This is a genomic window from Streptomyces sp. NPDC058662 (assembly GCF_042716255.1).
Classification (GTDB): domain Bacteria; phylum Actinomycetota; class Actinomycetes; order Streptomycetales; family Streptomycetaceae; genus Streptomyces.
Window position 1 is genome coordinate 23749 of record NZ_JBHXRU010000045.1, and the last position, 25005, is coordinate 48753.

General features: G+C 72.1%; 23 protein-coding genes. 10 read left to right on the forward strand and 13 right to left on the reverse strand.

The features are described 5' to 3' along the window. Positions 1 to 59: 59 nt before the first annotated feature. The 10 genes from ACFWUQ_RS17770 to ACFWUQ_RS17815 form a co-directional block, all read right to left on the reverse strand. The gene (locus ACFWUQ_RS17770; protein WP_384538754.1) at positions 60 to 1304 is read right to left on the reverse strand and encodes a cytochrome P450; all 1245 of its coding nucleotides are present in this window, start codon (positions 1302 to 1304) and stop codon (positions 60 to 62) included. Between the two features lie 60 nt (positions 1305 to 1364). Then, a complete protein-coding gene (locus ACFWUQ_RS17775; protein ID WP_384538755.1) occupies positions 1365 to 2771 on the reverse strand; it encodes an NAD(P)/FAD-dependent oxidoreductase in 1407 nt (468 codons plus the stop codon). Further along, positions 2768 to 3013, reverse strand: coding sequence for a ferredoxin (locus ACFWUQ_RS17780; protein ID WP_384538756.1), 246 nt, complete (start codon positions 3011 to 3013; stop codon positions 2768 to 2770). The genes ACFWUQ_RS17775 and ACFWUQ_RS17780 overlap by 4 nt, the downstream gene beginning before the upstream one ends. Before the next feature lie 137 nt (positions 3014 to 3150). Next, entirely contained in the window at positions 3151 to 3786 is a 636-nt protein-coding gene (locus ACFWUQ_RS17785; RefSeq protein WP_384538758.1) for a hypothetical protein, read from the reverse strand. A gap of 105 nt (positions 3787 to 3891) precedes the next feature. Further along, complete coding sequence (locus ACFWUQ_RS17790; protein ID WP_384538759.1) at positions 3892 to 4797, reverse strand: hypothetical protein; 906 nt, start codon at positions 4795 to 4797, stop codon at positions 3892 to 3894. Between the two features lie 79 nt (positions 4798 to 4876). Beyond that, positions 4877 to 5968 (reverse strand): LOG family protein, encoded by a 1092-nt coding sequence (locus tag ACFWUQ_RS17795; RefSeq protein WP_384538761.1) that lies wholly within the window; start codon positions 5966 to 5968, stop codon positions 4877 to 4879. Between the two features lie 26 nt (positions 5969 to 5994). Beyond that, positions 5995 to 7068, reverse strand: a complete 1074-nt coding sequence (locus tag ACFWUQ_RS17800; protein WP_384538763.1) for a hypothetical protein — start codon at positions 7066 to 7068, stop codon at positions 5995 to 5997. Further along, positions 7050 to 7811, reverse strand: coding sequence for an ABC transporter ATP-binding protein (locus ACFWUQ_RS17805; protein ID WP_384538764.1), 762 nt, complete (start codon positions 7809 to 7811; stop codon positions 7050 to 7052). The genes ACFWUQ_RS17800 and ACFWUQ_RS17805 overlap by 19 nt, the downstream gene beginning before the upstream one ends. Before the next feature lie 226 nt (positions 7812 to 8037). Continuing rightward, positions 8038 to 9417, reverse strand: a complete 1380-nt coding sequence (locus ACFWUQ_RS17810; protein WP_384538765.1) for an aspartate aminotransferase family protein — start codon at positions 9415 to 9417, stop codon at positions 8038 to 8040. Further along, on the reverse strand, positions 9402 to 9905 hold the full coding sequence (locus tag ACFWUQ_RS17815; RefSeq protein WP_007266859.1) for an Lrp/AsnC family transcriptional regulator: 504 nt from the start codon (positions 9903 to 9905) through the stop codon (positions 9402 to 9404). Before ACFWUQ_RS17815 ends, ACFWUQ_RS17810 begins: the two co-directional genes overlap by 16 nt. Before the next feature lie 170 nt (positions 9906 to 10075). Here ACFWUQ_RS17815 and ACFWUQ_RS17820 point away from each other — a divergent pair, with 170 nt between their 5' ends. Then, positions 10076 to 11515, forward strand: coding sequence for a gamma-aminobutyraldehyde dehydrogenase (locus tag ACFWUQ_RS17820; protein ID WP_384538767.1), 1440 nt, complete (start codon positions 10076 to 10078; stop codon positions 11513 to 11515). A 178-nt stretch (positions 11516 to 11693) separates the two neighbouring features. Here the strand turns inward: ACFWUQ_RS17820 and ACFWUQ_RS17825 are convergent, their stop codons facing one another. After that, on the reverse strand, positions 11694 to 12398 hold the full coding sequence (locus ACFWUQ_RS17825; protein ID WP_384538768.1) for a glycerophosphodiester phosphodiesterase: 705 nt from the start codon (positions 12396 to 12398) through the stop codon (positions 11694 to 11696). A gap of 36 nt (positions 12399 to 12434) precedes the next feature. Then, complete coding sequence (locus tag ACFWUQ_RS17830) at positions 12435 to 13460, reverse strand: adenosine deaminase (protein WP_384538770.1); 1026 nt, start codon at positions 13458 to 13460, stop codon at positions 12435 to 12437. 109 nt (positions 13461 to 13569) lie between these two features. Between ACFWUQ_RS17830 and ACFWUQ_RS17835 the strand changes: the two genes are divergently transcribed. Then, positions 13570 to 14367 carry a hypothetical protein gene (locus ACFWUQ_RS17835; RefSeq protein WP_384538772.1) on the forward strand — a complete coding sequence of 266 codons (798 nt, stop codon included), beginning with the start codon at positions 13570 to 13572 and terminating at the stop codon, positions 14365 to 14367. 21 nt (positions 14368 to 14388) lie between these two features. Here the strand turns inward: ACFWUQ_RS17835 and ACFWUQ_RS17840 are convergent, their stop codons facing one another. Continuing rightward, the gene (locus ACFWUQ_RS17840; RefSeq protein WP_384538774.1) at positions 14389 to 14943 is read right to left on the reverse strand and encodes an NADAR family protein; all 555 of its coding nucleotides are present in this window, start codon (positions 14941 to 14943) and stop codon (positions 14389 to 14391) included. Between the two features lie 194 nt (positions 14944 to 15137). Between ACFWUQ_RS17840 and ACFWUQ_RS17845 the strand changes: the two genes are divergently transcribed. From ACFWUQ_RS17845 to ACFWUQ_RS17880, 8 genes are all read left to right on the forward strand, one after another. Next, entirely contained in the window at positions 15138 to 16652 is a 1515-nt protein-coding gene (locus ACFWUQ_RS17845) for a gamma-aminobutyraldehyde dehydrogenase (protein WP_384538790.1), read from the forward strand. A gap of 50 nt (positions 16653 to 16702) precedes the next feature. Beyond that, entirely contained in the window at positions 16703 to 17953 is a 1251-nt protein-coding gene (locus tag ACFWUQ_RS17850; RefSeq protein ID WP_384538775.1) for a spermidine/putrescine ABC transporter substrate-binding protein, read from the forward strand. 112 nt (positions 17954 to 18065) lie between these two features. After that, positions 18066 to 19211 (forward strand): ABC transporter ATP-binding protein, encoded by a 1146-nt coding sequence (locus ACFWUQ_RS17855; RefSeq protein WP_384538777.1) that lies wholly within the window; start codon positions 18066 to 18068, stop codon positions 19209 to 19211. Further along, positions 19208 to 20137 carry an ABC transporter permease gene (locus tag ACFWUQ_RS17860; RefSeq protein WP_384538779.1) on the forward strand — a complete coding sequence of 310 codons (930 nt, stop codon included), beginning with the start codon at positions 19208 to 19210 and terminating at the stop codon, positions 20135 to 20137. Before ACFWUQ_RS17855 ends, ACFWUQ_RS17860 begins: the two co-directional genes overlap by 4 nt. Beyond that, complete coding sequence (locus tag ACFWUQ_RS17865) at positions 20138 to 20944, forward strand: ABC transporter permease (RefSeq protein WP_384538780.1); 807 nt, start codon at positions 20138 to 20140, stop codon at positions 20942 to 20944. Between the two features lie 23 nt (positions 20945 to 20967). Next, positions 20968 to 22386 (forward strand): NAD(P)/FAD-dependent oxidoreductase, encoded by a 1419-nt coding sequence (locus ACFWUQ_RS17870; protein ID WP_384538782.1) that lies wholly within the window; start codon positions 20968 to 20970, stop codon positions 22384 to 22386. Between the two features lie 140 nt (positions 22387 to 22526). Beyond that, on the forward strand, positions 22527 to 23018 hold the full coding sequence (locus ACFWUQ_RS17875; RefSeq protein ID WP_384538783.1) for a hypothetical protein: 492 nt from the start codon (positions 22527 to 22529) through the stop codon (positions 23016 to 23018). A gap of 70 nt (positions 23019 to 23088) precedes the next feature. Further along, positions 23089 to 24888, forward strand: a complete 1800-nt coding sequence (locus ACFWUQ_RS17880) for a chitinase (protein WP_384538784.1) — start codon at positions 23089 to 23091, stop codon at positions 24886 to 24888. Positions 24889 to 25005: the final 117 nt, after the last annotated feature.

Genomic DNA, 25005 nt, shown 5'->3' on the forward strand with positions numbered 1-25005 from the left:
CCGGCGGCGGGCGCCGCGGGCCCGGCACGATCCGGGAGGGGCGACTGGAAGGAGACGGTTCAGGCGCGGATCCCGTCGCAGGAGATCGGCAGGTGCCGGGGGCCGCGCAGGACCGCGTTCTGGCGGTAGGGCGGCGGGTCCTCCAGCAACTGCGGGTTCTCCAGCCTGCGGGCCAGCTCGCTCAGCGCCAACTGGGCCTCCTGGCGGGCCAGCGGAGCGCCGAAGCAGCTGTGGATCCCGCTGCCGAGGCCGAGGTGCTGGATGTCCTTGCGGTCCGGGTCGAAGCGGTCGGGGTGCTCGAAGCGGCGCGGGTCCCTGTTCCCCGAGGCGAGGATCAGCCACAGGGACGCGCCCTCGGGGATGGTGACGCCGGCGACCTCGATGTCGCAGAGGGTGCTGCGCTGGGGCAGCAGTTGCACGGGCGGCTCGTACCGCAGCAGTTCCTCCACGACGGGTACGGCCAGCTCCGGCTCACCGCGCAGCCGCTTGAGCACGTCGGGGTGGCGCAGCAGGGTCAGCATGCCGTTGGTGATCAGGTTGACCGTGGTCTCGTGGCCCGCGATCAGCAGCAGCGCGGAGGTGCTGAGCACCTCCATGGTGGTCATCGCCCCGTCCGGGCCGTCGGCCGTGGCCAGTTGGGACAGCATGTCCTCGCCGGGGCTCTTGCGGCGCTCCTCGATCAGCCCGGCCAGGTACATGCCCAGCTCCATCCGGGCGTCCTGCGCGCCCTTGCCGTGGTGCGCGGGGTCCGCGTCCGGGTCGGGGTCCAGGCTGGCGGCGAGGGTCTCCGCCCACACGTGGAAGCGCGGCTCGTCCTGCGGCGGCACACCGAGCAGCCGGCAGATCACCGAGACCGGGAAGGGGTAGGCGAACTGGTCCACCAGGTCGATGCGGTCCAGGTTCCCGGTCTCCACGATGCCGTCGACGAGGGCCGTGACCAGGCCGCCGAGCTCGCCCCGCATGTCGTGCACCCGGTGGGGGGCGTGCGGCGGCCCGAACGGCCGGTTCGTCATCCGCCGCAGGCGGTCGTGGTCGGGCGGGTCGAGCTTGAGGAAGGACGGCGGCAGGGTCGCCCCCTCCTCCCCGGACTGGCCCAGCGGATCGTCCGCGCCCGTCCTCAGGTTCCGCGCGTCGGAACTGATCCGGGGGTCGTGGAGGAGGGCGCGGATCTCGTAGTACGTGCTGACGACGTACGGGCCGTCCCCGTCGTGGGAGACCGGCGTCTTGCGGAGCTCCTCGTACAGCGGGTACGGGTCGGCGCGGTTCGCGTAGTCGATGATCTCCCGCAGGAGGGCTTGTGTCATGACGGGTCCTCGTGATCCTCGGGGAGGGCGCGGTGCGGTCGCGTCGGGTGCGCGCCGCGGTCAGTGACGCGCGGGGGTGAAGGTCATCTTCCGGTCGGCCGGGGAGTAGCCGCTGAGGGTGATCGTCGGCCCGTGGGTCGGCACCGAGGGGTCGGGGAAGTCCGCCGGGAGCGGCTTGCTCCCCTCCGGCCTGCGGTCCACGGTCGCGAAGGGCGGCGGGAACGGGGCGGTCGTCTCGATCTGCTGCTCGTAGAAGGGGAGCCACCGGCACTGGTCGAAGGTGACGGCGGCGATCACGCGCCCCTGGTAGCCGTACACGGCCGCGAAGCGGCGCTCGGCGCGGGAGCCCTGCGTGATGAGGATCTCCGTCCCCATGGGCGGCACCCCGACCGACTTGATGTTCACCCCGAACTGGGAGGACCAGAACGCCGGGACCCACAGGTGGGGCCGGCGGTCGGCGCTCTCGCTGAGCATGTTGTGCGCCGCAGTGTCGGCCTGCGCGACGGCGTTGCCCCAGTGCTCCAGGGACAGGAACTGGTAGCCGAACAGGGCGTGCGGGGAGCGGGCCACGTCGCCCGCCACGTAGATGTCGTCGGTGACGATCCCCCGGATGTCGAACGCCCGGCAGCCCGCGTCGCAGGCGATGCCCCGGGGCCCGGCCCCCAGTCCCGAGCCGGCGAGCCACTCGGTGTTGCGTTGCGCGCCGAGCGAGACGACCACCACGTCGGCCTCGACGGTGGCACCGTCGGACAGGTGGGCGGCGCGGACCCGCCCCGAGGGGTCGCCCTCCAGGCCGGTCACCATGACCCCCGTGCGCAGGTCGACCCCGTGCTCGCGGTGCATCTCGGCCGCGACCTCGCCGACGACCCCGCCGAGCGCTCCGACCAGCGGCGCGGCGCCGCGCTCGGCGACCGTCACGTCCAGGCCGCGCTCCCGGCAGGCCGAGGCGATCTCGGACCCGGTGAACCCGGCTCCGATGACGAGCACCCGGCGCGGTCCGGCGGCCAGCGCCCGTTGCAGACCCTCGGCGTCGTCCCGGGTGCGCAGGACGAAGACCCCGTCGAGGGCGCCCTCGGCCTCGTCGGGCCACGGCCGGGCCCGTACGCCGGTCGCGATCAGCAGCCGGTCGTACGCGACCTCGTCCCCGTTGCCCAACCGGACCCGGCGGGCGGCCATGTCCAGGCCGGTGGCGGGCACCCCCAGGCGCCAGTCGGCGTCGACGGCCCGGCGGCGGGGGAGCGCGGTGCGGTCGGCGACCGCGTGGCCCAGCAGGACCTGCTTGGACAGCGGGGGACGGTCGTACGGTTCGTACGGTTCGTCGCCGATCATCGTGAGCGAGCCGGCGAAGCCCTTCTCGCGCATGGTCTCGGCGGCCCGCAGTCCGGCCAGTGAAGCGCCGACGACGACGATGCGGCCCTCGCGCTTGAGCCGCTCCAGGGGCCCGTCGTACGCTCCCGCACCCGTCACCGCACGCCTCCGGCAGGGGCCCCGGCGGCGGTCACAGCCGCCAGGTCCTCGTCCGTGAGCTCCACCAGGATGGCGCCGACCGGGCAGGCGGCCACGGCGCGGGCGACGTTCTCCCGCTGCTCGGCGGCCGCCTCCGGGTTGTACAGCAGCGACTCGTCCCCGTGCATGGCGAACACATCGGGAGCGAGGAAGGCGCATTGCGCGTATCCCTGGCAGCGGTTGAGGTCGACGACAAGCCTCATGGCGGATCCGCCTTTCGCGCACCTGGTCATTCCCGTCGCCCCGAGCCCCCGTCCCTCCCCTCTCCTCAGGATGCACGCGGGGCCCGGGGAGCGCCCGCTGGGCGGCGGGACCCCGGTCCGGCCCAGGGGGGACGGGGTCAGGCGAGGGGGGACCGGCCCGCGGGGGAGCCGAGGCGCCGCGCCCGTACGAGGTGCACGCTGACGAGCAGCGCCCAGGCCGGGAACACCAGCTCGGACCAGGGCACGCCGGAGCCGATGACGATCAGGACCAGCCCGGCCGCGTACCCGACGAGGGTGAGGGGCCGGGGGAAGACCCCGAGACGGTGGCCGATGGTGGAGGTCGCGAAGACGAACACGGCGGCCATGCGCATCGCGTAGGTCGTCAGCAGGGTGTACGCGTAGTGGCGGCCGAAGACCGCGTCGGCGCTGTCCTGGAGCACGGTGCCCGCCGATCCGGCCGCCACGAAGAGGGCGGCGACGAAGACGAAGCCGCTGCCGAGGAAGACGGTGGCGACGAACTGGTCCTCGGCCTGCCCGGCGTGCGCGCGCAGGGCGCCCATGAACCACAGGAAGGCGATGCCGGCGAAGGGCACGATCTCCAGCGCGAGCCGGACCGCCCAGCGGTCGCTCGCGGCGATGGCGGCGTTCGCGGCACTCCCGGTGGGGACGGCGATCCGCATGAGGACGATCGCCGCCGCGAGCAGCACCGCGAAGGCGATCCCGGCCGTTCCGGCGGCCCGGGGGGTGCGCAGGCGTTCCGTCGTGGGCTCCATCGGCCCTCGCTTTCTCCCCCGGTCCAGAAAGCGGCCGCGGCCCGCCCGCCACCACCGGGGCGGGGCCGTGCGGGTGACCCCGTACGGCCCCGCCGCGCGGCCCGGCTACCCGACGGGCGCCGGTTGCGGGGCGGCGGGCTCCGGGGCCGCGGCCTCGTGCTTGCCGTACCAGGCGACGGCCACCGCGCCGGCGACGGCCAGGACGAAGCCGAGGACGGCCAGCCAGGCCAGGCCGGGCCGGGAGGCGTCGCCGAGCCACAGGACACCGATGGCTCCGGGCAGGACCGTCTCGCCCACGACCAGCGCGGCCGTGGCGCCGTTGACCGAGCCGATCTGGAGCGCCACCGTGTGCAGGTACATGCCGCCGATGCCCGCGACCAGGACGGCGTAGAGGGCCGGGTCCGTGAGCAGCGCGCCCAGGTCGAACGGCTCGACGCCGTTCAGGATCCGCACCCCGACGCCCAGCGCGCCGAAGCCGAGGCCCGACAGCAGGCCAGCCAGGATCGCGGCGCTGCCGCCGAGCAGGCGCACCACCACCGTGCCGCCCACCATCAGCGCCGTGGTGATGCCCAGCAGCCACCAGTGGGTGGCCATCGGCGCGTGGTGTCCGCCCTCGTGGCCAGCGGCGGTCGCCAGCAGCACCAGCGCCGTGCAGACGACCCCGATCGAGGTCCACTCCTTGCGGGAGAGCCGGATGCCCAGCATCCGCACGCTCAGCACGGCCGTGATCACCAGGTTGGCGCTGATCACGGTCTGGGAGAGGAACAGCGGCAGCATCCGCGCGGCCAGGGCGCCCAGCCCGAACCCCACGAAGTCCAGGATCGTGCCGACGATGAACTCCCAGGTCATCGCCGCTTTCGCGGTGGACGACAGATTGGGTCCGCCGTGGGCCGTCACCCCGGCGGCGGGCGGGGACATCCGGGCGGCGCGGCGCGATCCCACGGCCTGGAGCACGGATCCCGTGCCGTAGCAGATGGACGCCGCGACAGCGGTCAGCAGGCCTATGAGCACCAAGGGCTCCGTTCACGTCTGGCAGGTTTTGCGGTACCTCTTCCAGACGTGAGAACGGCCCGGAAAGTTGCCTCGGAGATCAAGCCATCGCGGCGAGTACCGCGGGGACCTCGTCCACGGAGTCCACGAGCGCGATCCGGGACTCCATCGACCGGCCGCGGGCCAGCGCCCGCAGCAGCGGCCACGCGGGCAGGTACTCGGTCCAGTGGGTGTACCCGACCAGCACCATGGGCGCGGGCTCGCCCCGGGACTCGTAGTAGTTCGGGGTCGCGCTGTCGAAGATCTCCTGCACGGTGCCCGCCGCGCCCGGCAGGAAGACCACGCCCGCCGTCGACCGGGCGAGCAGCCCGTCCTCGCGGGTGGCGTTCGCGAAGTACTTCGCGATGTGGCCGGCGAAGGCGTTCGGCGGCTCGTGCCCGTAGAACCAGGTGGGGATGCCCACCGAGTCGCCGCCCGCCGGCCAGCGCTCGCGGACGGCGAAGGCCGCCCGCGCCCAGTCGGAGACGGACGGGGCGAACGAGGGGGCCTTGGCCAGCATCTCCAGCGCCTCCGCCAGGGCCTCGTCCGGGGCGGGGGCCAGGTAGGCGCCGAGGTTGGCCGCCTCCATGGCGCCCGGGCCGCCGCCGGTGGCGATCGTCAGGCCGGACCGGGCCAGCGACCGCCCGAGCTCCGCCGCGCCCCGGTAGTCCGTACCGCCCCGGGACATGGCGTGGCCGCCCATGACACCGACCACGCGGGCCCCGGCGAGGTGCTCGTCCAGGGCGTCGGAGACGGCGTCGTCGTGGACGGAGCGGAGCATCGAGGAGAAGACGTCGCCGTCGGCCCGCGTCTCCTGGAACCAGGCGTACGCCTGGGCGTCGGGAGTGGCCTCGTAGCCCGAGGGCAGGCCGACGAAGAGCTCCTCGGGCGTGTACAGCAGGCCCCGGTACGGGTTGAAGGGCAGGTCGGGGACGGGCGGGAAGACCAGCGCGCCGTCCGCGCGGACCTTCACGGAGGCGTCGGGCTCCATCGCGCAGCCCAGGAAGACGGCGGCCGAGGTGTCCGCGGACAGCAGTGCGAAGGTCCGCTCCAGGAGGTTGACCGACTGGATGCGGTAGCCGCTGAGCGATCCGCGGGCCGCGACCTGGTCGAATTCGGCGAGCGTCTCGATCTCGATGTCTGCGTTGACCATTCGGCCCACCCTAAGGGCTGCCCGAGTCAGCGGGTCAACGCCAGCGACGTCAGCTGCGCCACACCCCAGCTCAGTGGGAGGCACACCGCGGCCAGCGCGGTGGCCCGCACGCTCGCCGCCGTACGCAGGACCTTTGCCGGTGCGCCCAGGTCGCTCAGGGCCTCCCGTCCGGCGGCCCGGTTCTGCCGGGTCTCGACGGCGGATGTGAGAAGGGTCGCGGCCGCGCAGAGGGCCACCAGCGCGGCGGCGGGCCCGGTCAGCGGACCGAGCGGGACCAGCGCGGCGCCCCGGTCGCTCAGCGCCAGCGCGGTGAGGGCGCCCGCTCCGACCGCGCACAGCACGCCCAGGGGCGGTCCGAGCCGGGGCGCCTCCTCCTGCAGGACCCGCCCGGCGAGCAGGCGGAGCGCGCCCGGGCGGACGGCGAGGAGCAGGGTGCCGCAGGCGTGGGCCAGGCCCGGCCCGGCGAGGGCGAGGCCGAGCGCGGTGAGCGTCCAGCCGGCGAGCACGCCGGCCCCGCTCGGCCCGGTGTACGCCTCGACGGCGATCCCGCAGGCGGTGAGCGTGATCCCCCAGGGCAGTACGGTCTGCGGTGCGGGGCGGACACGGGGGCGCAGGCCGAGGGCGGTGCCCGCCGAGGCGGCGAGCGGGACCAGGGCGAGCAGGGTCAGGGCGGCCGCGACCGGCAGCGGCTGCTCGGCGTGGAGCAGCCGGGCCCCGGCCCCGTCGAACGGCAGACCGGACAGGTCGCCCCGCAGGTGGAGGAAGGCGGCCAGGGCCAGGGCGCTGCCGAGGGTGCAGGCCACGGCGGTGGAGATCGCCGCGATGAGGAGCAGCCGGAAGGGGCCGAGCCCCGCGGCGTCCAGCCCCTCCCTCGGCCGGGTGGCGGGGTCGGTACGGGCCACGGCGACGGCGAACTGGACGGTGGCGGCGAGCGGGACCAGGGCCCACAGCAGCCGCGGGAACGATCCGGCGGGCCGGTCCACGGCCCCGACGAGCACGTACAGCAGCAGGAAGCCGGTGCCGGCCGAGGCGGCGGCCACGAGCATCCGGCGCAGCTGGACCAGCGGCCGGGAGCCCCGGGCTAGGCGGAGAGCGAGCACGCGGCCTGGCCCTCCTGCGTCTCGGGGCCGGGGGAGACGGCGGCGGCCACCGCGGCGGTGCCCGCCGGCCGGCCGTCCAGCAGGGCGATCCGGCGGTCGGCGACGGCCGCGGTCTCCTCGTCGTGGGTGGCCAGGAGGACGGTGATCTCGTGCGAGCGGGCCGCGCTGGTCAGCGTGCGGAGCAGCAGCGTGCGCTCCGCCCGGTGCAGCGGGGCCGTGGGCTCGTCCGCGAAGAGCACGGCGGGCTCGTTGACCAGGGCCCGGGCCAGGGCGACGCGCTGGCACTCGGCCCGGGTCAGGGCCTGGGGGCGCTTGCGGGCGAAGGCGCCGATGTCGAGGCGGTCGAGCCAGGCGCAGGCGGCGCTCCGGGCGCGGCGGTGCGAGGCGCCGGCGATCAGCAGCGGCAGTGCGGCGTTCTCCCAGACCTTGAGCTCGGGGAGCAGCTGCGGCTCGGGGCCGATCCAGCCGAACCGGTCGCGCCGCAGGCGTTCGCGGGCCATTTCGCCCATGGTGTGCACGGGAACGCTGTTGAACCAGACCTCGCCCTGCTCGGGCGGAAGCTGCCCGGACAGGCAGCGCAGCAGGGTGGTCTTCCCGCTCCCGCGCGGGCCGGTCAGGGCCAGGATCTCGCCCTGGCGGACCCCGACGGACACGCCGATGAGGCCGGGCGAGCCGCTGTGGGAGTAGTGCAGGGAGCGTGCCCAGAGCACATCGTTGTCCGGTGGGGACACCATGGCGTACACCTCTTCGGTTCGACTGCGGATCGGGGCTGGACCAGCCCTGCTCCCCCGTCCGGGGGAACGAAGGCGGAGGCCGATCGGTCACTGGCGTCGTAAAGAGATGTAAAGAGATGAACGTCTTGTCTGCCGACAGCACACGGCCCGGACCCCCGCGTTCTCACTCGAACGGAGGATCCGGGCCGGTGCACGGACGCTGCGGGCCCCGCCCGCGGGCAGGACCGCGCCTCGGTTACAGCTTGGTCCACGCCTCGGTGAGCACGGAGCGCAGGATTCCCTCGATCTCGTCGAAGGTGCCCTGGTCCGCGATCAGCGGAGGCGCGAGCTGGATGACCGGGTCGCCGCGGTCGTCGGCCCGGCAGTACAGGCCGTTCTCGAAGAGCGCCTTGGAGAGGAAGCCGTAGAGCACGCGCTCCGTCTCCTCGTCCGTGAAGGACTCCTTGGTGCTCTTGTCCTTGACGAGCTCGATGCCGTAGAAGTAGCCGTTGCCGCGGACGTCGCCGACGATCGGCAGGTCGTGCAGCTTCTTCAGCGTCGAGAAGAAGGCGTCCTCGTTGTCCAGCACGTGCTGGTTGAGGCCCTCCTTGTCGAAGATGTCGAGGTTGGCCAGCGCGACCGCCGAGGAGACCGGGTGGCCGCCGAAGGTGTAGCCGTGCAGGAAGGTGTTGTCGCCCTTGTAGAAGGGCTCCGCGAGGCGGTCGGAGATGATGCAGGCGCCGATCGGGGAGTAGCCCGAGGTCATGCCCTTGGCGCAGGTGATCATGTCCGGCACGTAGTCGAACTTGTCGCAGGCGAACATCGTGCCCAGCCGGCCGAACGCGCAGATCGTCTCGTCGGAGACCAGCAGGACGTCGTACTCGTCGCAGATCTCGCGGACCCGCTGGAAGTACCCGGGCGGCGGCGGGAAGCAGCCGCCGGCGTTCTGCACCGGCTCCAGGAAGACGGCGGCGACGGTGTCGGCGCCCTCGAAGAGGATCTCCTGCTCGATCTGGTCGGCGCACCAGCGGCCGTAGGCCTCGGGGTCGTCGCCGAAGATCGGGGCCCGGTAGATGTTGGTGTTCGGCACCTTGTGCGCGCCGGGGACCAGCGGCTCGAAGGGGGCCTTCAGGGCCGGCAGGCCGGTAATGGACAGGGCGCCCTGCGGGGTGCCGTGGTAGGCGACCGCACGCGAGATGACCTTGTACTTGGTGTACTTGCCCTGGAGCTTGAAGTACTGCTTGGCGAGCTTCCAGGCGGTTTCGACGGCCTCGCCGCCACCGGTGGTGAAGAAGACCTTGTTCAGGTCGCCCGGGGCGTAGTGCGCGAGGCGCTCGGCGAGCTCGACGGCCTTGGGGTGCGCGTACGACCAGATGGGGAAGAACGCGAGTTCCTGGGCCTGCTTGTACGCGACCTCGGCCAGTTCCTTGCGGCCGTGACCGGCGTTGACCACGAAGAGTCCGGCAAGACCGTCGAGGTAGCGCTTGCCCTTGTCGTCCCAGATGTAGGTGCCCTCGCCCCGGACGATGGTGGGGACGGGGGAGTTCTCGTAGGACGACATGCGGGTGAAGTGCATCCACAGGTGGTCGTACGCGGTCTTGGAGAGGTCCTGGCTCACGGTTATCGGGTTCCCCACATGTAGGTCTGCTTCTTCAGCTTCAAGTAAACGAAGCTTTCGGTTGATCGCACGCCGGGGAGCGTGCGGATCTTCTTGTTGATCGTTTCGAGCAGGTGGTCGTCGTCCTCGCAGACGATCTCCACCATCAGGTCGAACGAGCCCGCGGTCATCACCACGTACTCGCACTCCGCCATGGCGGTCAGGGCGTCGGCCACCGGGTCGAGGTCCCCCTCGACGTTGATGCCGACCATGGCCTGGCGCCGCAGGCCCACGGTGAGCGGGTCGGTGACGGCGACGATCTGCATGACGCCCTGGTCGAGCAGCTTCTGTACGCGCTGGCGGACGGCCGCCTCCGACAGGCCCACGGCCTTGCCGATGGACGCGTAGGGACGGCGGCCGTCCTCCTGCAGTTGCTCGATGATCGCCAGGGACACAGCATCGACCGAAGGGGACGGTTGTCTGTTCCTGGAATCTGCGCTTCGACTGACCACGACCTCACTGTGCACGAGGAGTCGTCTGTTCCGCAAGACGGAATCGATGAAATCCGTTGTTTGGCGCTCCGGATCTCACTGATTTCGTAGGTGGTGATGTCTGGGTCTGTCGAAAGCCTCCGCCGAGGAGCTAGGCTGGGGGAATCGTCTCAATCGTTGGACATGTGATCAGGAGTGTGGCTGTAGTGACCACCGAACTGCGTCGTCTGCGCAACTACATCGGCGGGGAGTTCAAGGACGCCGCCGACGGGCGGACCACCGAGGTGGTCAACCCGGCCACCGGCGAGGCCTACGCGACCGCGCCGCTCTCGGGCCAGGCCGATGTCGACGCCGCGATGGCCGCCGCCGCCGCGGCGTTCCCGGGCTGGCGCGACACCACCCCGTCGGAGCGCCAGAAGGCGCTCCTGAAGATCGCGGACGCCTTCGAGGCGCGCGCCGACGAGCTCGTCGCCGCCGAGTCCGAGAACACGGGCAAGCCGCTGGGCCTCACCGCCAGCGAGGAGCTCCCGCCGATGGTGGACCAGATCCGCTTCTTCGCGGGTGCCGCCCGGCTGCTGGAGGGCCGCTCGGCCGGCGAGTACATGGAAGGGATGACCTCGATCATCCGCCGTGAGCCGGTCGGCGTCTGCGCCCAGGTCGCGCCGTGGAACTACCCGATGATGATGGCCGTCTGGAAGTTCGCCCCGGCCATCGCCGCGGGCAACACCGTCGTGCTCAAGCCCTCGGACACCACCCCGGCCTCCACCGTCCTGATGGCGGAGATCATCGACTCGGTCCTGCCCAAGGGCGTCTTCAACGTCATCTGCGGCGACCGCGAGACCGGCAAGGCCATGGTCGAGCACTCCACCCCGGCGATGGCCTCCATCACCGGCTCGGTACGCGCCGGCATGCAGGTCGCCGAGAGCGCCTCGAAGGACGTCAAGCGCGTCCACCTGGAGCTCGGCGGCAAGGCCCCGGTCGTGGTCTTCGAGGACGCCGACATCGCCAAGGCGGTCGAGGACATCGCCGTCGCCGGCTACTTCAACGCCGGCCAGGACTGCACGGCCGCCACCCGCGTCATCGTGCACGAGTCGATCCACGACGAGTTCGTGACCGCCCTCGCCAAGGCCGCCGCCGACACCAAGACCGGCCTCCCCGACGACGAGGACGTGCTGTTCGGCCCGCTGAACAACCCGAACCAGCTCCAGCAGGTCGCGGGCTTCATCGAGCGCCTCCCCGCCCACGCCAAGGTCGAGGCGGGCGGCCACCGGGTCGGCGAGAAGGGCTTCTTCTACGCCCCGACCGTGGTCTCCGGGCTCAAGCAGGACGACGAGATCATCCAGAACGAGGTCTTCGGCCCCGTCATCACCGTGCAGTCCTTCGCCGACGAGGCCCAGGCCCTGGAGTACGCGAACGGCGTCGAGTTCGCCCTCGCCTCCTCCGTGTGGACCAAGGACCACGGCCGCGCCATGCGGATGTCCAAGAACCTCGACTTCGGCTGCGTGTGGATCAACACCCACATCCCGCTCGTCGCCGAGATGCCGCACGGCGGATTCAAGAAGTCCGGCTACGGCAAGGACCTCTCGGCGTACGGCTTCGAGGACTACACGCGCATCAAGCACGTCATGACCTCGCTCGACGGCTGATCCCTCGATCCGCCGGCCGGTCGCACACAGGCCGGAGCACCGCGCTCCAGGGGCGGACAGCATGTCTGCTGTCCGCCCCCTTCGCCGTCGCCGGGGCTCTGCGCTCAACCGATCGTCGGCCTCTGACCGCGCCCCCGGTCCGCGGGCCACGGCGGGCGGGCCCGCGTGAGCGCGCGCGTTACCGCGACGCGGCCGGGACGCCGCAGCGGGAGCGGACGGCGTCCAGCACCTCCACCCGGTTCGTCGTGACGGAGTCGACCCCGGCCTCGACGAGCGCGCGCATCGTCCGCCTGGTGTCCGCGGTCCAGGCCGAGACCAGCAGTCCGTCCCGGTGCAGCGCCGCCACCAGCTCCGGGCCGACCAGCCCGAAGCGGTAGTTGAGCCAGCGCGGCCCCACGGCATCGATGAGCACCCGGCGCGGCGGCGACAGCGTGGTCCAGGTCAGCGCGATCTCCGCCCCCGGATCGGCGGCGCGGACCGCCAGCATGCCGTTCGGGCCGGCGCAGTAGTACGTACGGTCGCGCGCCCCGCACTCGCGGACCTGGCCCACCACCGTCCGTACCGACTCGGCGGTGGCGCCGGGCAGGTCGAGCATCACCCGGCCCGCCCCGGCCGCCATCAGCGCCTCGCGCAGGGTCGGGACCCCGCCCTGCGTCAGCTCCTTGAGCTGCGCTGCCGTGACGGCGTCGAGCCGCACGTCGTGCCCCCACAGCCGCTGGAGCGTCTCGTCGTGGAGCAGGACCGGCACCCCGTCACGGGTCAGCCGTACGTCGATCTCGACCGCGTCCGCCCCGCGGGCGAACGCGGAGCGGATCGAGGCCAGGGTGTTCTCACGGACACGGTAGGGATCGCCGCGGTGGCCGACGGCAGTCAGAGTGCGCATGGGCCCATTCTCGCGGTCGGCGCGGTCGAGGGTGTGTCAGCGCGCGAGCCACGCCCCGGTGTACGCGTCGATCTCCTCGGTGAGGCGCGCCTTGCCGGCCGCGTCGAGGAAGGAGGCCTCCACGGCGTTCTTGGCGAGCTGGGCGAGTCCGCGCTCGTCGAGGTCCAGGAGGCGGGCGGCCACCGCGTACTCGTTGTTGAGGTCGGAGCCGAACATCGGCGGGTCGTCGCTGTTGATGGTGACGAGCACACCGGCCGCGACCATCTCCTTGACCGGGTGGAGGTCGAGATCGGTCACCGCGCGGGTGGCGATGTTCGAGGTCGGGCAGACCTCCAGCGCGATGCGGTGCTCGGCGAGGTACGCGAGCAGTTCCGGGTCCCGCGTGGCGCTGGTGCCGTGGCCGATGCGCTCGGCGCCCAGTTCGCGGATGGCGTCCCAGATCGTCTCCGGGCCGGTGGTCTCGCCCGCGTGCGGCACGCTGTGCAGGCCCGCGGCCCGGGCCCGGTCGAAGTAGGGCTTGAACTGCGGTCGCGGCACGCCGATCTCGGGACCGCCGAGACCGAAGGAGACCAGGCCCTCGGGGCGCAGGTCGACGGCGAGGCGGGCGGTCTCGGCCGCCGCCTCGTGGCCGGCCTCGCCGGGGATGTCGAAGCACCAGCGCAGGACGACCCCGAGCTCCCGCTCGGCCGCTCCGCGGGCGTCCTCGATGGCCTCCATGAAGGCCTTCTCGTCGATGCCGCGGCGGGTGGAGGAGTACGGGGTGATGGTCAGCTCGGCGTAGCGGATGTTCTGCCGGGCCATGTCGCGGGCGATGTCGTAGGTGAGGTCGCGGACGTCGTCCGGGGTGCGGACCAGGTCGACGACCGACAGGTAGACCTCGATGAAGTGCGCGAAGTCGGTGAAGGTGAAGTAGTCGGCGAGCGCCTCGGGGTCGGTGGGGACTTTCGAGTCGGGGTGCCGGGAGGCGAGCTCGGCCACGATGCGCGGGGACGCCGATCCGACGTGGTGGACGTGCAGTTCGGCCTTGGGCAGGCCCGCGATGAAGGGGTGCAGGTCGGTCATGAGGGTGCCTCCGGGAGGACGCGGGTGCGGGTGGTCCGGCTTCATCGTAGGCAGCGCGGTGACTGTCAGTGGCAGCGCATAGCATGGCTGTACGAGAGGGGGGCGCCGTATGACCGAGAAGAGCTCCGAGCCGCACGACCCCTGGGCGCTGCCGTCGCGGCCCCCGGCGGACCCGCGCGAGCAGCGGCCGCCGGCGGGGGCGCCGGGCCCCCCGCCCGGGTACGACCGGCCGGCGCCCGCGGGGATACCGGGCGGCGGGACACCGCCGAGCGCGCCTGCGCCCGTACCGGAGCCGCCCCACGCTCCGGCACCGGGGGCCCACCCGCCGGTGTACGGGTACCCGGCCCCGCACAGCCCCGGCGGTTACGGCTACCCCGGCCCGCCCTCCGCCCAGCCGGCCCACGGATACCCGGGCGACACGGCGTACCCGGGCGACACGGCGTACCCGGGCCACGCCGGCGACACGGGATTCCCCGGCGACGCGGGGTACGTGGGCCCGGGCCGTCCCGAATACCCCGGCGCGCCCGCCTACCCGTACCCGTACCTCCCCGGCCACACCGGCTTCCCGCCCTACGGCGTGCCGCGCCGGAACGGCCTCGGCAACGCCGCCCTCGCCCTCGGCATCAGCGCCCTCGTGGCCGTGATGGGATGCGTCACGGGCATCCTCGCGGTGCCGCTCGGCATCGCCGCGATCGTCTTCGGCGTGCTCGGCCGGGGCCGTGCGGCCCGCGGCGAGGCGGACAACGGGGCCATGGCCCTGACCGGCATCGTCATGGGGGGCGTGGGCCTCGCGCTGGGCGCCCTGTTCACGGTCGTCCTGCTCGCCGGCTTCGCCTTCGACGGACCCCGGTCGGACCCCGACTACGAGAGCCCGTACTCCGACCTGCCCGTCAGCGAGAAGATCTGACGGCCCGCATCCGGCGCACCGTCACACCGCGGCGGCCCGTAGCCGCTCGCGCGCCTCCATGAGGGCGAAGCCCAGCAGGTTCAGCCCGCGCCACCGGGCCGGGTCCAGCGCGCGCTCGTCGTCCGCCGCCAGCCCGATGCCCCAGATGCGGTCCATCGGGCTCGCCTCCACCAGGACGCGGCTCCCCGTGGACAGCAGGTACGAGCGCAGCGAGGGGTCCGAGGCGAACTTGTGCACGCTGCCCTCCACCACCAGGGCGAACCGCTCCCGCTCCCAGACCGCGCCGTCGAAGCCGCGTACCGCCCGGCCGGCCTTCTTCGCCTCCGCCGGACTCCGCGCCTCCAGGGCGGCGCGCTCCGCCTCCGGGTCCGCGAACAGCCGGGCCTTGCCGGCCATCATCCAGTGCTCCGCGGTCGCGTAGCGGACGTCACCCACAGTGAATTCGGACGGCCACCACTGGCTCAGGCAGCTCGGGCCGAGCGAGCCGTCCGCCCGCGGACGGTGCCCCCAGAACGGCAGGAACTTCACCCGTTCACCACGGCTGACCTGCTTGATCAGGTCGTCGATCATCTCCATGCACGCGAGTGTGGCAGTCGCCACTGACACTTCGTACGGGTTTTCCGGTGTGCCTCGACACATGGTCGACCGATTCCGTCGCGTAATCAAAAGGCAACAACGGAATCACTTGGCCGAGGGCATCCCCTCTGTCAGGATCGGCACTCAATTCGGGCTGTAGTCCGAACTGTAGCTACGGAGAGCGTGAGAGCGTGATGGGCAACCGCTTCCAGGTCAGGGACCGCTTCGCAGAGGGCGCGCAGTACATCGACGGCCGACTGAGGCACGGCACCTCCGGACAGTCACACACCGTGGTCGACCCGGCCACCGGTGACGAGGTCCTCACCTACGAACTGGCCGGCACCGCCGATGTCGACGCGGCCGTCGCCGCCGCCAAGAGGGCCTTCCCGGCCTGGTCCGGCGCCACCCCGGGGGAGCGCTCGGACGCCCTGCACCGGCTGGCCGCCGTACTCGCCGAGGAGGCGGAGGACTTCGCGTACGCCGAGTCCCTCCAGTGCGGCAAACCGCTCAAGCTGTCCACGGAGTTCGACGTACCCGGGACCATCGACAACACCGCCTTCTTCGCGGGGGCCGCCCGGCACCTCCAGGGGCAGGCGGCCGCCGAGTACTCCGGCGACCACACCTCCTTCGTACGCCGCGAGGCCATCGGGGTCGTCGGCTCCATCGCGCCGTGGAACTACCCGCTCCAGATGGCCGCCTGGAAGATCCTCCCGGCGGTCGCGGCGGGCAACACGATCGTGCTCAAGCCCGCCGAGCTCACCCCGCTGACCTCCCTGATGTTCGCCCAGGCCGCGCGGCGGGCGGGCCTGCCGGACGGCGTCATCAACATCGTCACCGGCGCCGGCCGCGAGGCGGGGGAGCACCTGGTCGGCCACCCGGACGTCGTCATGACCTCCTTCACCGGCTCCACCGCCGTCGGCAAGCGCGTCGCCGAGATCGCCACCGCCACCGTCAAGCGCCTCCACCTGGAACTCGGCGGCAAGGCCCCCTTCCTGGTCTTCGACGACGCCGACCTGGAGGCCGCCGCGCACGGCGCCGTCGCCGCCTCCCTCATCAACACCGGCCAGGACTGCACCGCCGCCACCCGCGCGTACGTCCAGCGCCCCCTGCACGACGCGTTCGTCGCCCGTGTCGCGGAGCTGATGGAGACGGTGCGCCTGGGCGACCCCTTCGCGGCCGGCACCGACCTCGGCCCGCTGGTCTCCCACGCCCACCGCGACCGGGTCGCCGGCTTCGTCGAGCGCGCCCGCGCCTACGCCACCGTCGTCACCGGCGGCGAGATCCCCGGGGGCGGGCTGGCCGCCGGCGCGTACTACCGGCCCACCCTCATCTCCGGCGCCTCCCAGGACAGCGAGGTCGTCCAGTCCGAGATCTTCGGCCCGGTCCTCGTCGTGCTGCCCTTCGACACCGACGACGAGGGCATCGCACTGGCCAACGACACCCCGTACGGGCTCGCCGCCTCCGCCTGGAGCCGCGACCTCTACCGGGCGAACCGCGCCACCCGCGAGATCAAGGCGGGCTGCGTCTGGGTCAACGACCACATCCCGATCATCAGCGAGATGCCGCACGGCGGCTCCAAGGCGAGCGGCTACGGGAAGGACATGAGCTCGTACTCCTTCGAGGAGTACACGCAGGTCAAGCACGTGATGTACGACAACACGGCGGTCGCCGCGAAGGACTGGCACCGCACCGTCTTCGGGGACCGATAACCACGTATCCGCCTGACCGGCGGACGTACCATCCCGAAAGGGCAACGCGCATGGAGCAGTTCGAGCCCGACCGCCTCTCGGCGGCGCAACTCGCCGCGATGCGGCGCAGCCTCACCAGCGGACGCGGGTCCCTGACCCGCCGCTCGCTGATGCGTGCCTCCGGAGTCGGAGCGCTCACCCTCGGGGGCATGTCCGCCCTCGCCGGGTGCGGTATCCCGCCCGCCCGGGGCACGAGTGGCCCCGCGGTGGCCTCCGACGACCACTCGGCCGCCGAGAAGGAGATCAACTTCTCCAACTGGACCGAGTACATGGACGTCGGCGAGGACGAGAAGTCCCGTCCCACGCTGGAGGAGTTCACCAAGAGGACCGGGATCGAGGTCAAGTACACCGAGGACATCAACGACAACGTCGAGTTCTTCGGCAAGATCCGGCCGCAGCTCGCGGCGGGCCAGGACACCGGCCGCGACCTCCTCGTCGTCACCGACTGGCTCGCCGCCCGCATCATCCGCCTCGGCTGGGCGCAGAAGCTGGACCCCGCCCACCTCCCGCACGCCTTCGCGAACCTGTCCCCGCAGTTCCGCAGCCCCGACTGGGATCCCGGCCGCGCGTACAGCTACCCCTGGACCGGCATATCCACCGTCATCGCCTACAACTCCAAGGCCACCGACGGGCGCAAGGTCGACTCCGTGACGCAGATGCTCGACGACCCGACGCTGAAGGGGCGGGTCGGCTTCCTCACCGAGATGCGCGACAGCGTCGGCATGACCCTGCTCGACCAGGGCAAGGACCCGGCGAACTTCACCACGGCGGACTACGACGAGGCGATCGGCCGGCTCCAGAAGGGCGTGGACAAGAACCAGATCCGCCGCTTCACGGGCAACGACTACACGGCGGACCTCGACAAGGGCGACCTCGCCGCCTGCCTCGCCTGGGCGGGCGACGTCATCCAGCTCCAGGCCGGCAACCCGGACATCAAGTACGCGATCCCGGCCGCCGGCTACATCACCTCCAGCGACAACCTGCTGGTCCCCGTGAAGGCCCGGCACAAGGCCAACGCGGAACGGCTCATCGACTACTACTACGAGCTTCCCGTCGCCGCCCAGCTGGCCGCGTTCATCAGCTACGTCTGCCCGGTCGAAGGCGTCAAGGACGAACTGGCGAAGATCGACCCGGAGCTCGCCGACAACACCCTGATCGTCCCGGACCGGGAGATGACGGCCAAGTCCCGCGCCTTCCGCTCCCTCACCGCCGAGGAAGAGACGGCGTACGAGGAGAAGTTCGCCAAGCTCATCGGCGCCTAGTGCCGTGGCCGGAAAGGTTCACCGGGTCGCGGCGCCCGGCACCGCACCCGGCCCCGCTCCGGGCCCGCCGACCTCCCCAGCCACCTTCCCCACCCAACCCCGGGACCCATCCATGACTGACACGACCGCGGGCGGCGACGTCCGACTCGCCGGGATCAGCAAGCACTACGGCACCTTCACCGCCGTGCACCCGCTGGATCTCACCATCCCCCAGGGCTCCTTCTTCGCCCTGCTCGGCGCCTCGGGCTGCGGGAAGACCACCACCCTGCGCATGATCGCCGGGCTGGAGGAGCCCTCCACCGGCACGGTCCACCTCGGCGACCGCGAGGTCACCCACCTGCCGCCGTACAAACGCCCCGTCAACACGGTCTTCCAGAGCTACGCCCTGTTCCCGCACCTGGACATCTACGAGAACGTCGCCTTCGGACTGCGCCGCCGCGGCGTCAAGTCGGTCAAGAAGCAGGTCGACGACATGCTGGAGCTGGTCCAGCTCGGCCAGTTCGCCCGGCGCAAGCCGCACCAGCTCTCCGGCGGCCAGCAGCAGCGCGTCGCCGTCGCCCGCGCCCTGATCAACCACCCCCAGGTGCTCCTGCTCGACGAACCGCTGGGCGCCCTCGACCTCAAGCTGCGCCGCCAGATGCAGCTTGAGCTCAAGCGGATCCAGACCGAGGTCGGCATCACCTTCGTGCACGTCACGCACGACCAGGAGGAGGCCATGACGATGGCCGACACGGTCGCCGTGATGAACGGCGGCCGGGTCGAGCAGCTGGGCGCCCCCGCCGAGCTGTACGAGAACCCGGGCACCACCTTCGTGGCGAACTTCCTCGGCACCTCGAACCTCATCGAGGCCTTCGTGGAATCGGCCGGCTCCGAGGTCGCCGTCTCCGCCTGCGGCACCACGCTGCGGCTGCCGGCCGCCCGCTGCGCCACCACCCCGCGCGTGGGCGGGAAGCTGCTGGTCGGGGTGCGCCCGGAGAAGATATCGCTGGTCCACGCCGACGAGGAGCACACCGTCGCCGCCGGCCGCAACACGGTCTCCGGCCGGATCGCCCACTCCGCCTTCATCGGCGTCTCGACCCAGTTCGTGATCGACAGCGAGGCCTGCCCCGGGCTGGAGGTCTACGCCCAGAACATCGAGCGGGACGCCCGCCTGGTCCCCGGCGCCGAAGTGGTCCTGCACTGGAACCCGGAGCACTCCTTCGGCCTGGACGCCGCCCAGGACATCGACGCGGGCACCGAGACCGGGGAGGGCGCGTGAGCGTCACCGCGGCGCCGCCCCAGGCGCCCGCCCCCGCCGCGCCCGCGGCGCACAGGCCGTCCCGGCGCAAGCGGCTGGTCCCGTACTGGCTGCTGCTCCCCGGAATCCTGTGGCTGCTGGTCTTCTTCGTCCTGCCGATGATCTACCAGGCCTCCACCTCGGTGCAGACCGGCTCCCTCGAAGAGGGCTTCCGGGTCACCTGGCACTTCCGGACCTACTGGGACGCCTTCGCCGAGTACTACCCGCAGTTCCTGCGCTCCCTGCTGTACGCCGGCACGGCCACCGCGCTGTGCCTGCTGCTCGGCTACCCGCTGGCCTACCTGATCGCCTTCAAGGCCGGCCGCTGGCGCAACCTGCTGCTGGTGCTGGTCATCGCCCCCTTCTTCACCAGCTTCCTGATCCGCACCCTGGCCTGGAAGACCATCCTCGCGGACGGGGGCCCCGTCGTCGGCTTCCTGAACGCCGTCGGCTTCCTCGACGTCACGAGCTGGCTCGGCATGACCCAGGGCGACCGTGTGCTGGCCACGCCGCTCGCGGTGGTCTGCGGCCTGACGTACAACTTCCTCCCCTTCATGATCCTGCCGCTGTACTCCTCGCTGGAGCGCATCGACACCCGCCTCCACGAGGCGGCCGGGGACCTGTACGCCCGCCCCGCCACGGTCTTCCGGAAGGTCACCTTCCCGCTCTCGATGCCGGGCGTGGTCTCCGGGACGCTGCTCACCTTCATCCCGGCCAGCGGCGACTACGTGAACGCCGAGCTCCTCGGCTCCACGGACACCCGGATGATCGGCAACGTCATCCAGTCGCAGTACCTGCGGATCCTCGACTACCCGACGGCCGCCGCGCTGTCCTTCATCCTCATGGCCATCGTGCTGGTGATGGTCACCATCTACATCCGCCGAGCGGGGACGGAGGACCTGGTCTAAATGCGCACCCCCATCGCCTGGCTCCGGCGCAATCTCGTGGTCGTCGCGGGCCTCGGCACGCTCGCCTACATGATCCTGCCGAACGCCATCGTCACCGTCTTCTCCTTCAACAACCCCACCGGGCGGTTCAACTACGCCTGGCAGGAGTTCTCGCTCGACGCGTGGAAGGACCCCTGCGGGGTCGCCGACCTGTGCGGCTCGCTCTCGCTCTCGCTCCAGATCGCGCTGTGGTCCACCCTCGCGGCCACCGCCCTGGGCACGGCGATCGCCTTCGCCCTCGTCCGCTACCGGTTCCGGGCGCGCGGCGCGGTCAACTCGCTGATCTTCATGCCCATGGCCATGCCCGAGATCGTCATGGCCGCCTCGCTGCTCGCCCTCTTCCTGAACATGGGCATCGAGCTGGGCTTCTGGACCATCCTGATCGCCCACATCATGTTCTGCCTGAGCTTCGTCGTCGCCGCCGTCAAGGCGCGGGTCCTGTCCATGGACCCGAGGCTGGAGGAGGCCGCCCGCGACCTCTACGCGGGCCCGGTGCAGACCTTCGTACGCGTCACCCTGCCGATCGCGGCGCCGGGTATCGCGGCGGGCGCGCTGCTGTCCTTCGCGCTCTCCTTCGACGACTTCATCATCACCAACTTCAACTCGGGCAACACCGTCACCTTCCCCATGTTCGTGTGGGGATCGGCGCAGCGCGGTACGCCTGTACAGATCAACGTCATCGGCACGGCGATGTTCGTCATCGCGGTGCTGGTGGTCCTGGCCGGCCAGATGGTCGGCAACCGCCGCAAGAAGGCGCAACCGAAGTAGACCCCTGTAGGGAGTTGGAAGACATGGCCCCAGTCGCCATGCGCAGTGTCGCGAAATCCCTTTCCGGAGCGAAGCCGGTCTCGTACTGGCTGGACGACCCCGGCAAGCCCGCCGCGGAGCCCGCGCTCACCACCGACGAGCGGTGCGACCTGCTGGTCGTCGGCGGCGGGTACAGCGGCCTGTGGACCGCGCTCATCGCCAAGGAGCGCGACCCCGGCCGGGACGTCGTACTGATCGAGAGCAAGGAGGCGGGCTGGGCCGCCTCGGGCCGCAACGGAGGATTCTGCGCCGCCTCCCTCACCCACGGCCTCGCCAACGGCATGGCCCGCTGGCCGGACGAGCTCGCCCGGCTGGAGGAGCTGGGCGCCCGCAACCTCGACGCCATCGAGGAGGCGGTCGCCCGCTACGGCATCGACTGCGACTTCGAGCGCACCGGCGAGATCGACGTCGCCACCGAGCCCCACCAGGTGGAGGAGCTGCGCGCACTGCACGAGGAGGCCCTGCGCCTCGGCCTCGCCGGCGGCTCGCAGTGGCTGGAGGGCGACGCGCTGCGCGCCCAGGTCGACTCCCCGACCTTCCTCGCGGGCCTCTGGGACCGCGACGGCGTCGCCATGCTCAACCCGGCGAAGCTGGCCTGGGGCCTCAAGCGCGCCTGCCTGGAGCTGGGGGTGCGGATCTACGAGAACACCCGCGGCCTGAAGATGTCCCCGGCCGGCGCCGGGATGACCGTCGAGACGCCGTACGGCACGATCCTCGCGCGCCGGGTGGCCCTCGGCACCAACATCTTCCCGTCCCTCGTCCGGCGCATCCGCCCCTTCACCGTGCCGGTCTACGACTACGCGCTGATGACCGAGCCGCTGGACGAGGCGCAGCTCGCCGCCATCGGCTGGAGGAACCGGCAGGGGCTGGGCGACAGCGCGAACCAGTTCCACTACTTCCGGATCACGAAGGACCACCGCATCCTGTGGGGCGGCTACGACGCGATCTACCCCTACCGGGGCAAGCTCGACTCCGAGTACGACCACCGCCCCGAGACCTACCTCAAGCTCGCCGAGCACTTCTTCACGGCCTTCCCGCAGCTGGAGGGAGTGCGCTTCAGCCACGCCTGGGGCGGGGCCATCGACACCTGCTCGCGCTTCTCCGCCTTCTTCGGCACCGCGCACTCCGGCAGGGTCGCCTACGCGGCCGGCTACACCGGGCTCGGCGTGGGAGCCACCCGGTTCGGCGCGGACGTGATGCTCGACCTGCTCGACGGGGTGCCCACCGAGCGCACCCGGCTGTCGATGGTGAGGTCCAAGCCGCTGCCCTTCCCGCCCGAGCCCTTCGCCTGGACGGGCATCACCCTCACCAAGTGGTCCCTGGCCCGCGCCGACCGGCGCGGCGGACACCGCAACCTGTGGCTGCGGACCCTGGACCGGCTGGGCCTCGGCTTCGACAGCTGAGCGCGGCCCGCGCGCCCGGGCGCGCCGCTGCGCCTGTGAGCCGATTCACCGGTACGGAGTGGCACAACCCGCGTCATACCCGCGCCCGGCCCCGCTCTCTCCAGGTGAGAACCCATCACCAGAGGGACGGAGGCCGGGCGATGACGATCCCGGGAGCCAGGGCGGCAGTGGAGTGGCTGGCGGCGGCGGCGCCGGATCCGCGGGCGTGCCGGTGGGAATGGGAGCGCAACCCCCTGGGGGTCGCCCTCCTGCCCGCCGGCCGCCACTGGGACGTGCTGATCCTGCCCGGGAGGCTGGGGCAGGCCACCCTCGACGTGCTCACCGCGATCCTGGCCACGCCCGGCCCGGTGCTCGCCGATTTCGGCGACGCCCGGCTGGGCTTCTTCGTGCCCCCGGGCACCGCCGCGCACTGGCTCGGCACGGGCGTGCGGGGAGCCGGGCGCGGGACGTGGATCGTGGTGCCGTACCCGGGCCGGGCGACGGGCGGGGTCCGCTGGCTGGTGCTCCCAGACGGCAGGGGAACCCTGACCGATCCGGCCGTGCTGGAACTCGCGATGCACGAGGCCGCGGCGACCGTCAGGGGGGCGGCCGCGGCGGAGCCGGCCGCGGAGCGGGGAGGGCGCAACCCTTGACAACAGCATTGGTCTGGACCATGTTGGGCGCCGCTGACCCCCTCCATCCCCCCATGCCCCGGAGGCAGTTGTGCGCAGAGCCCTGTCATTCCTCACGGCCGCCGCCCTCGCGGCGGCCGCCCTCCTCAGCGCCGGCCCGCCCGCCGCGGCGGCCGACGCCGACCTCGCACGCAACGGCGGCTTCGAGGCCGGACTGGACGGCTGGAGCTGCTCGGCGGGCAGCGGAGCCGCCGTCACCGCGCCCGTGCACGGCGGCAGTTCCGCCCTCAGGGCCACCCCGGCCGGCCAGGACCACGCCCGCTGCGCCCAGACCGTCACCGTGAAGCCCGACTCCACCTACACGCTCGCCGCCTGGGTGCAGGGCGCGTACGTCTACCTCGGCGCGAGCGGGACCGGCACCACCGACGTATCGGCCTGGACCCAGAGCCCCGGCGCCTGGAAGCAGCTGACGACCACCTTCCGCACCGGCCCCGCCACGAACTCGGTGACCGTCTACACCCACGGCTGGTACGGGCAGCCGGCGCACTTCACCGACGACGTCACCGTGGTCGGCCCCGACCCCGGCCGGCCCCAGCCCCCCGCCGCCCCCACCGGCCTGACGGCGACCGCGACCTCGGCCGCCTCCGTGGCGCTCTCCTGGACGGCCGTGCCCGGAGCGACCTCGTACACCGTCCACCGGGACGGCGCCGCGCCGCTCCCGGTCGTCGGCGCCTCGGCCACCGTCACCGGGCTCGCCGCGTCCACGACGTACACCTTCCGGGTCAGCGCCGCGAACGCGGCGGGCCAGTCCCCGCCGAGCGCCCCCGCCTCCGCGACCACCCCCGCCGGCGGCGGCGACCCGGGGGGCCCGGGCCTGCCCGCGCACGCGCTCGTCGGATACCTGCACACGAGCTTCGCCAACGGCTCGGGCTACGTCCGGATGGCCGACGTACCGGCCTCCTGGGACGTCGTCAACCTCGCCTTCGGCGAACCGACCTCGGTGACCTCCGGCGACATCCGGTTCCAGCTCTGCCCGGCCACCGAATGCCCGAACGTCGAATCGCCGGCCGAGTTCAAGGCGGCCGTCAAGGCCAAGCAGGCCGCCGGCAAGAAGGTGCTCATCTCCATCGGCGGGCAGAACGGCCAGGTGCAGCTGGCCACCCCGGCCGCGCGCGACACCTTCGTCTCCTCCGTCGCCAGGATCATCGACGAGTACGGCCTCGACGGCCTCGACATCGACTTCGAGGGCCACTCCCTCTCCCTGGCGACCGGGGACACCGACTTCCGGGCCCCCACCACTCCCGTCGTGGTCAACCTGATCGCGGCCCTGAAGACCCTGAAGGCCCGGTACGGCCCCGACTTCGTGCTGACCATGGCCCCGGAGACCTTCTTCGTCCAGATGGGCTACCAGTTCTACGGCTCCGGCCCCTGGGGCGGACAGGACCCGCGCGCCGGCGCCTACCTCCCCGTCATCCACGCCCTGCGCGACGACCTCACCCTGCTGCACGTCCAGGACTACAACTCCGGCCCGATCATGGGCCTCGACAACCAGTACCACTCCATGGGCGGCGCGGACTTCCACATCGCCATGACCGACATGCTGCTCACGGGCTTCCCGGTGGCCGGCAACACCGCCCGCGTCTTCCCCCCGCTGCGCCCCGAGCAGGTCGCCATCGGACTGCCCGCCACGACCAACGCCGGCAACGGCCACACCCCGCCCGCCGAGGTGAACAAGGCGCTGGACTGCCTGACGAAGAAGACCGGCTGCGGCACGTACCAGACCCACGGCACCTGGCCCGCGCTGCGCGGACTGATGACCTGGTCGATCAACTGGGACCGGTTCGGGTCCTGGGAGTTCAGCCGGAACTTCGACGCGTACTTCGGCGGCTGACCCAGGCCACCCCCAGCAGCAGGGGCACGCACAGCAGGCCGCTGGCCAGCACGTCCAGCGGCCAGTGGAAACCCCGCAGGACCAGGCCGGCGGCCGTCGCCCCCGTCAGGACGAGGG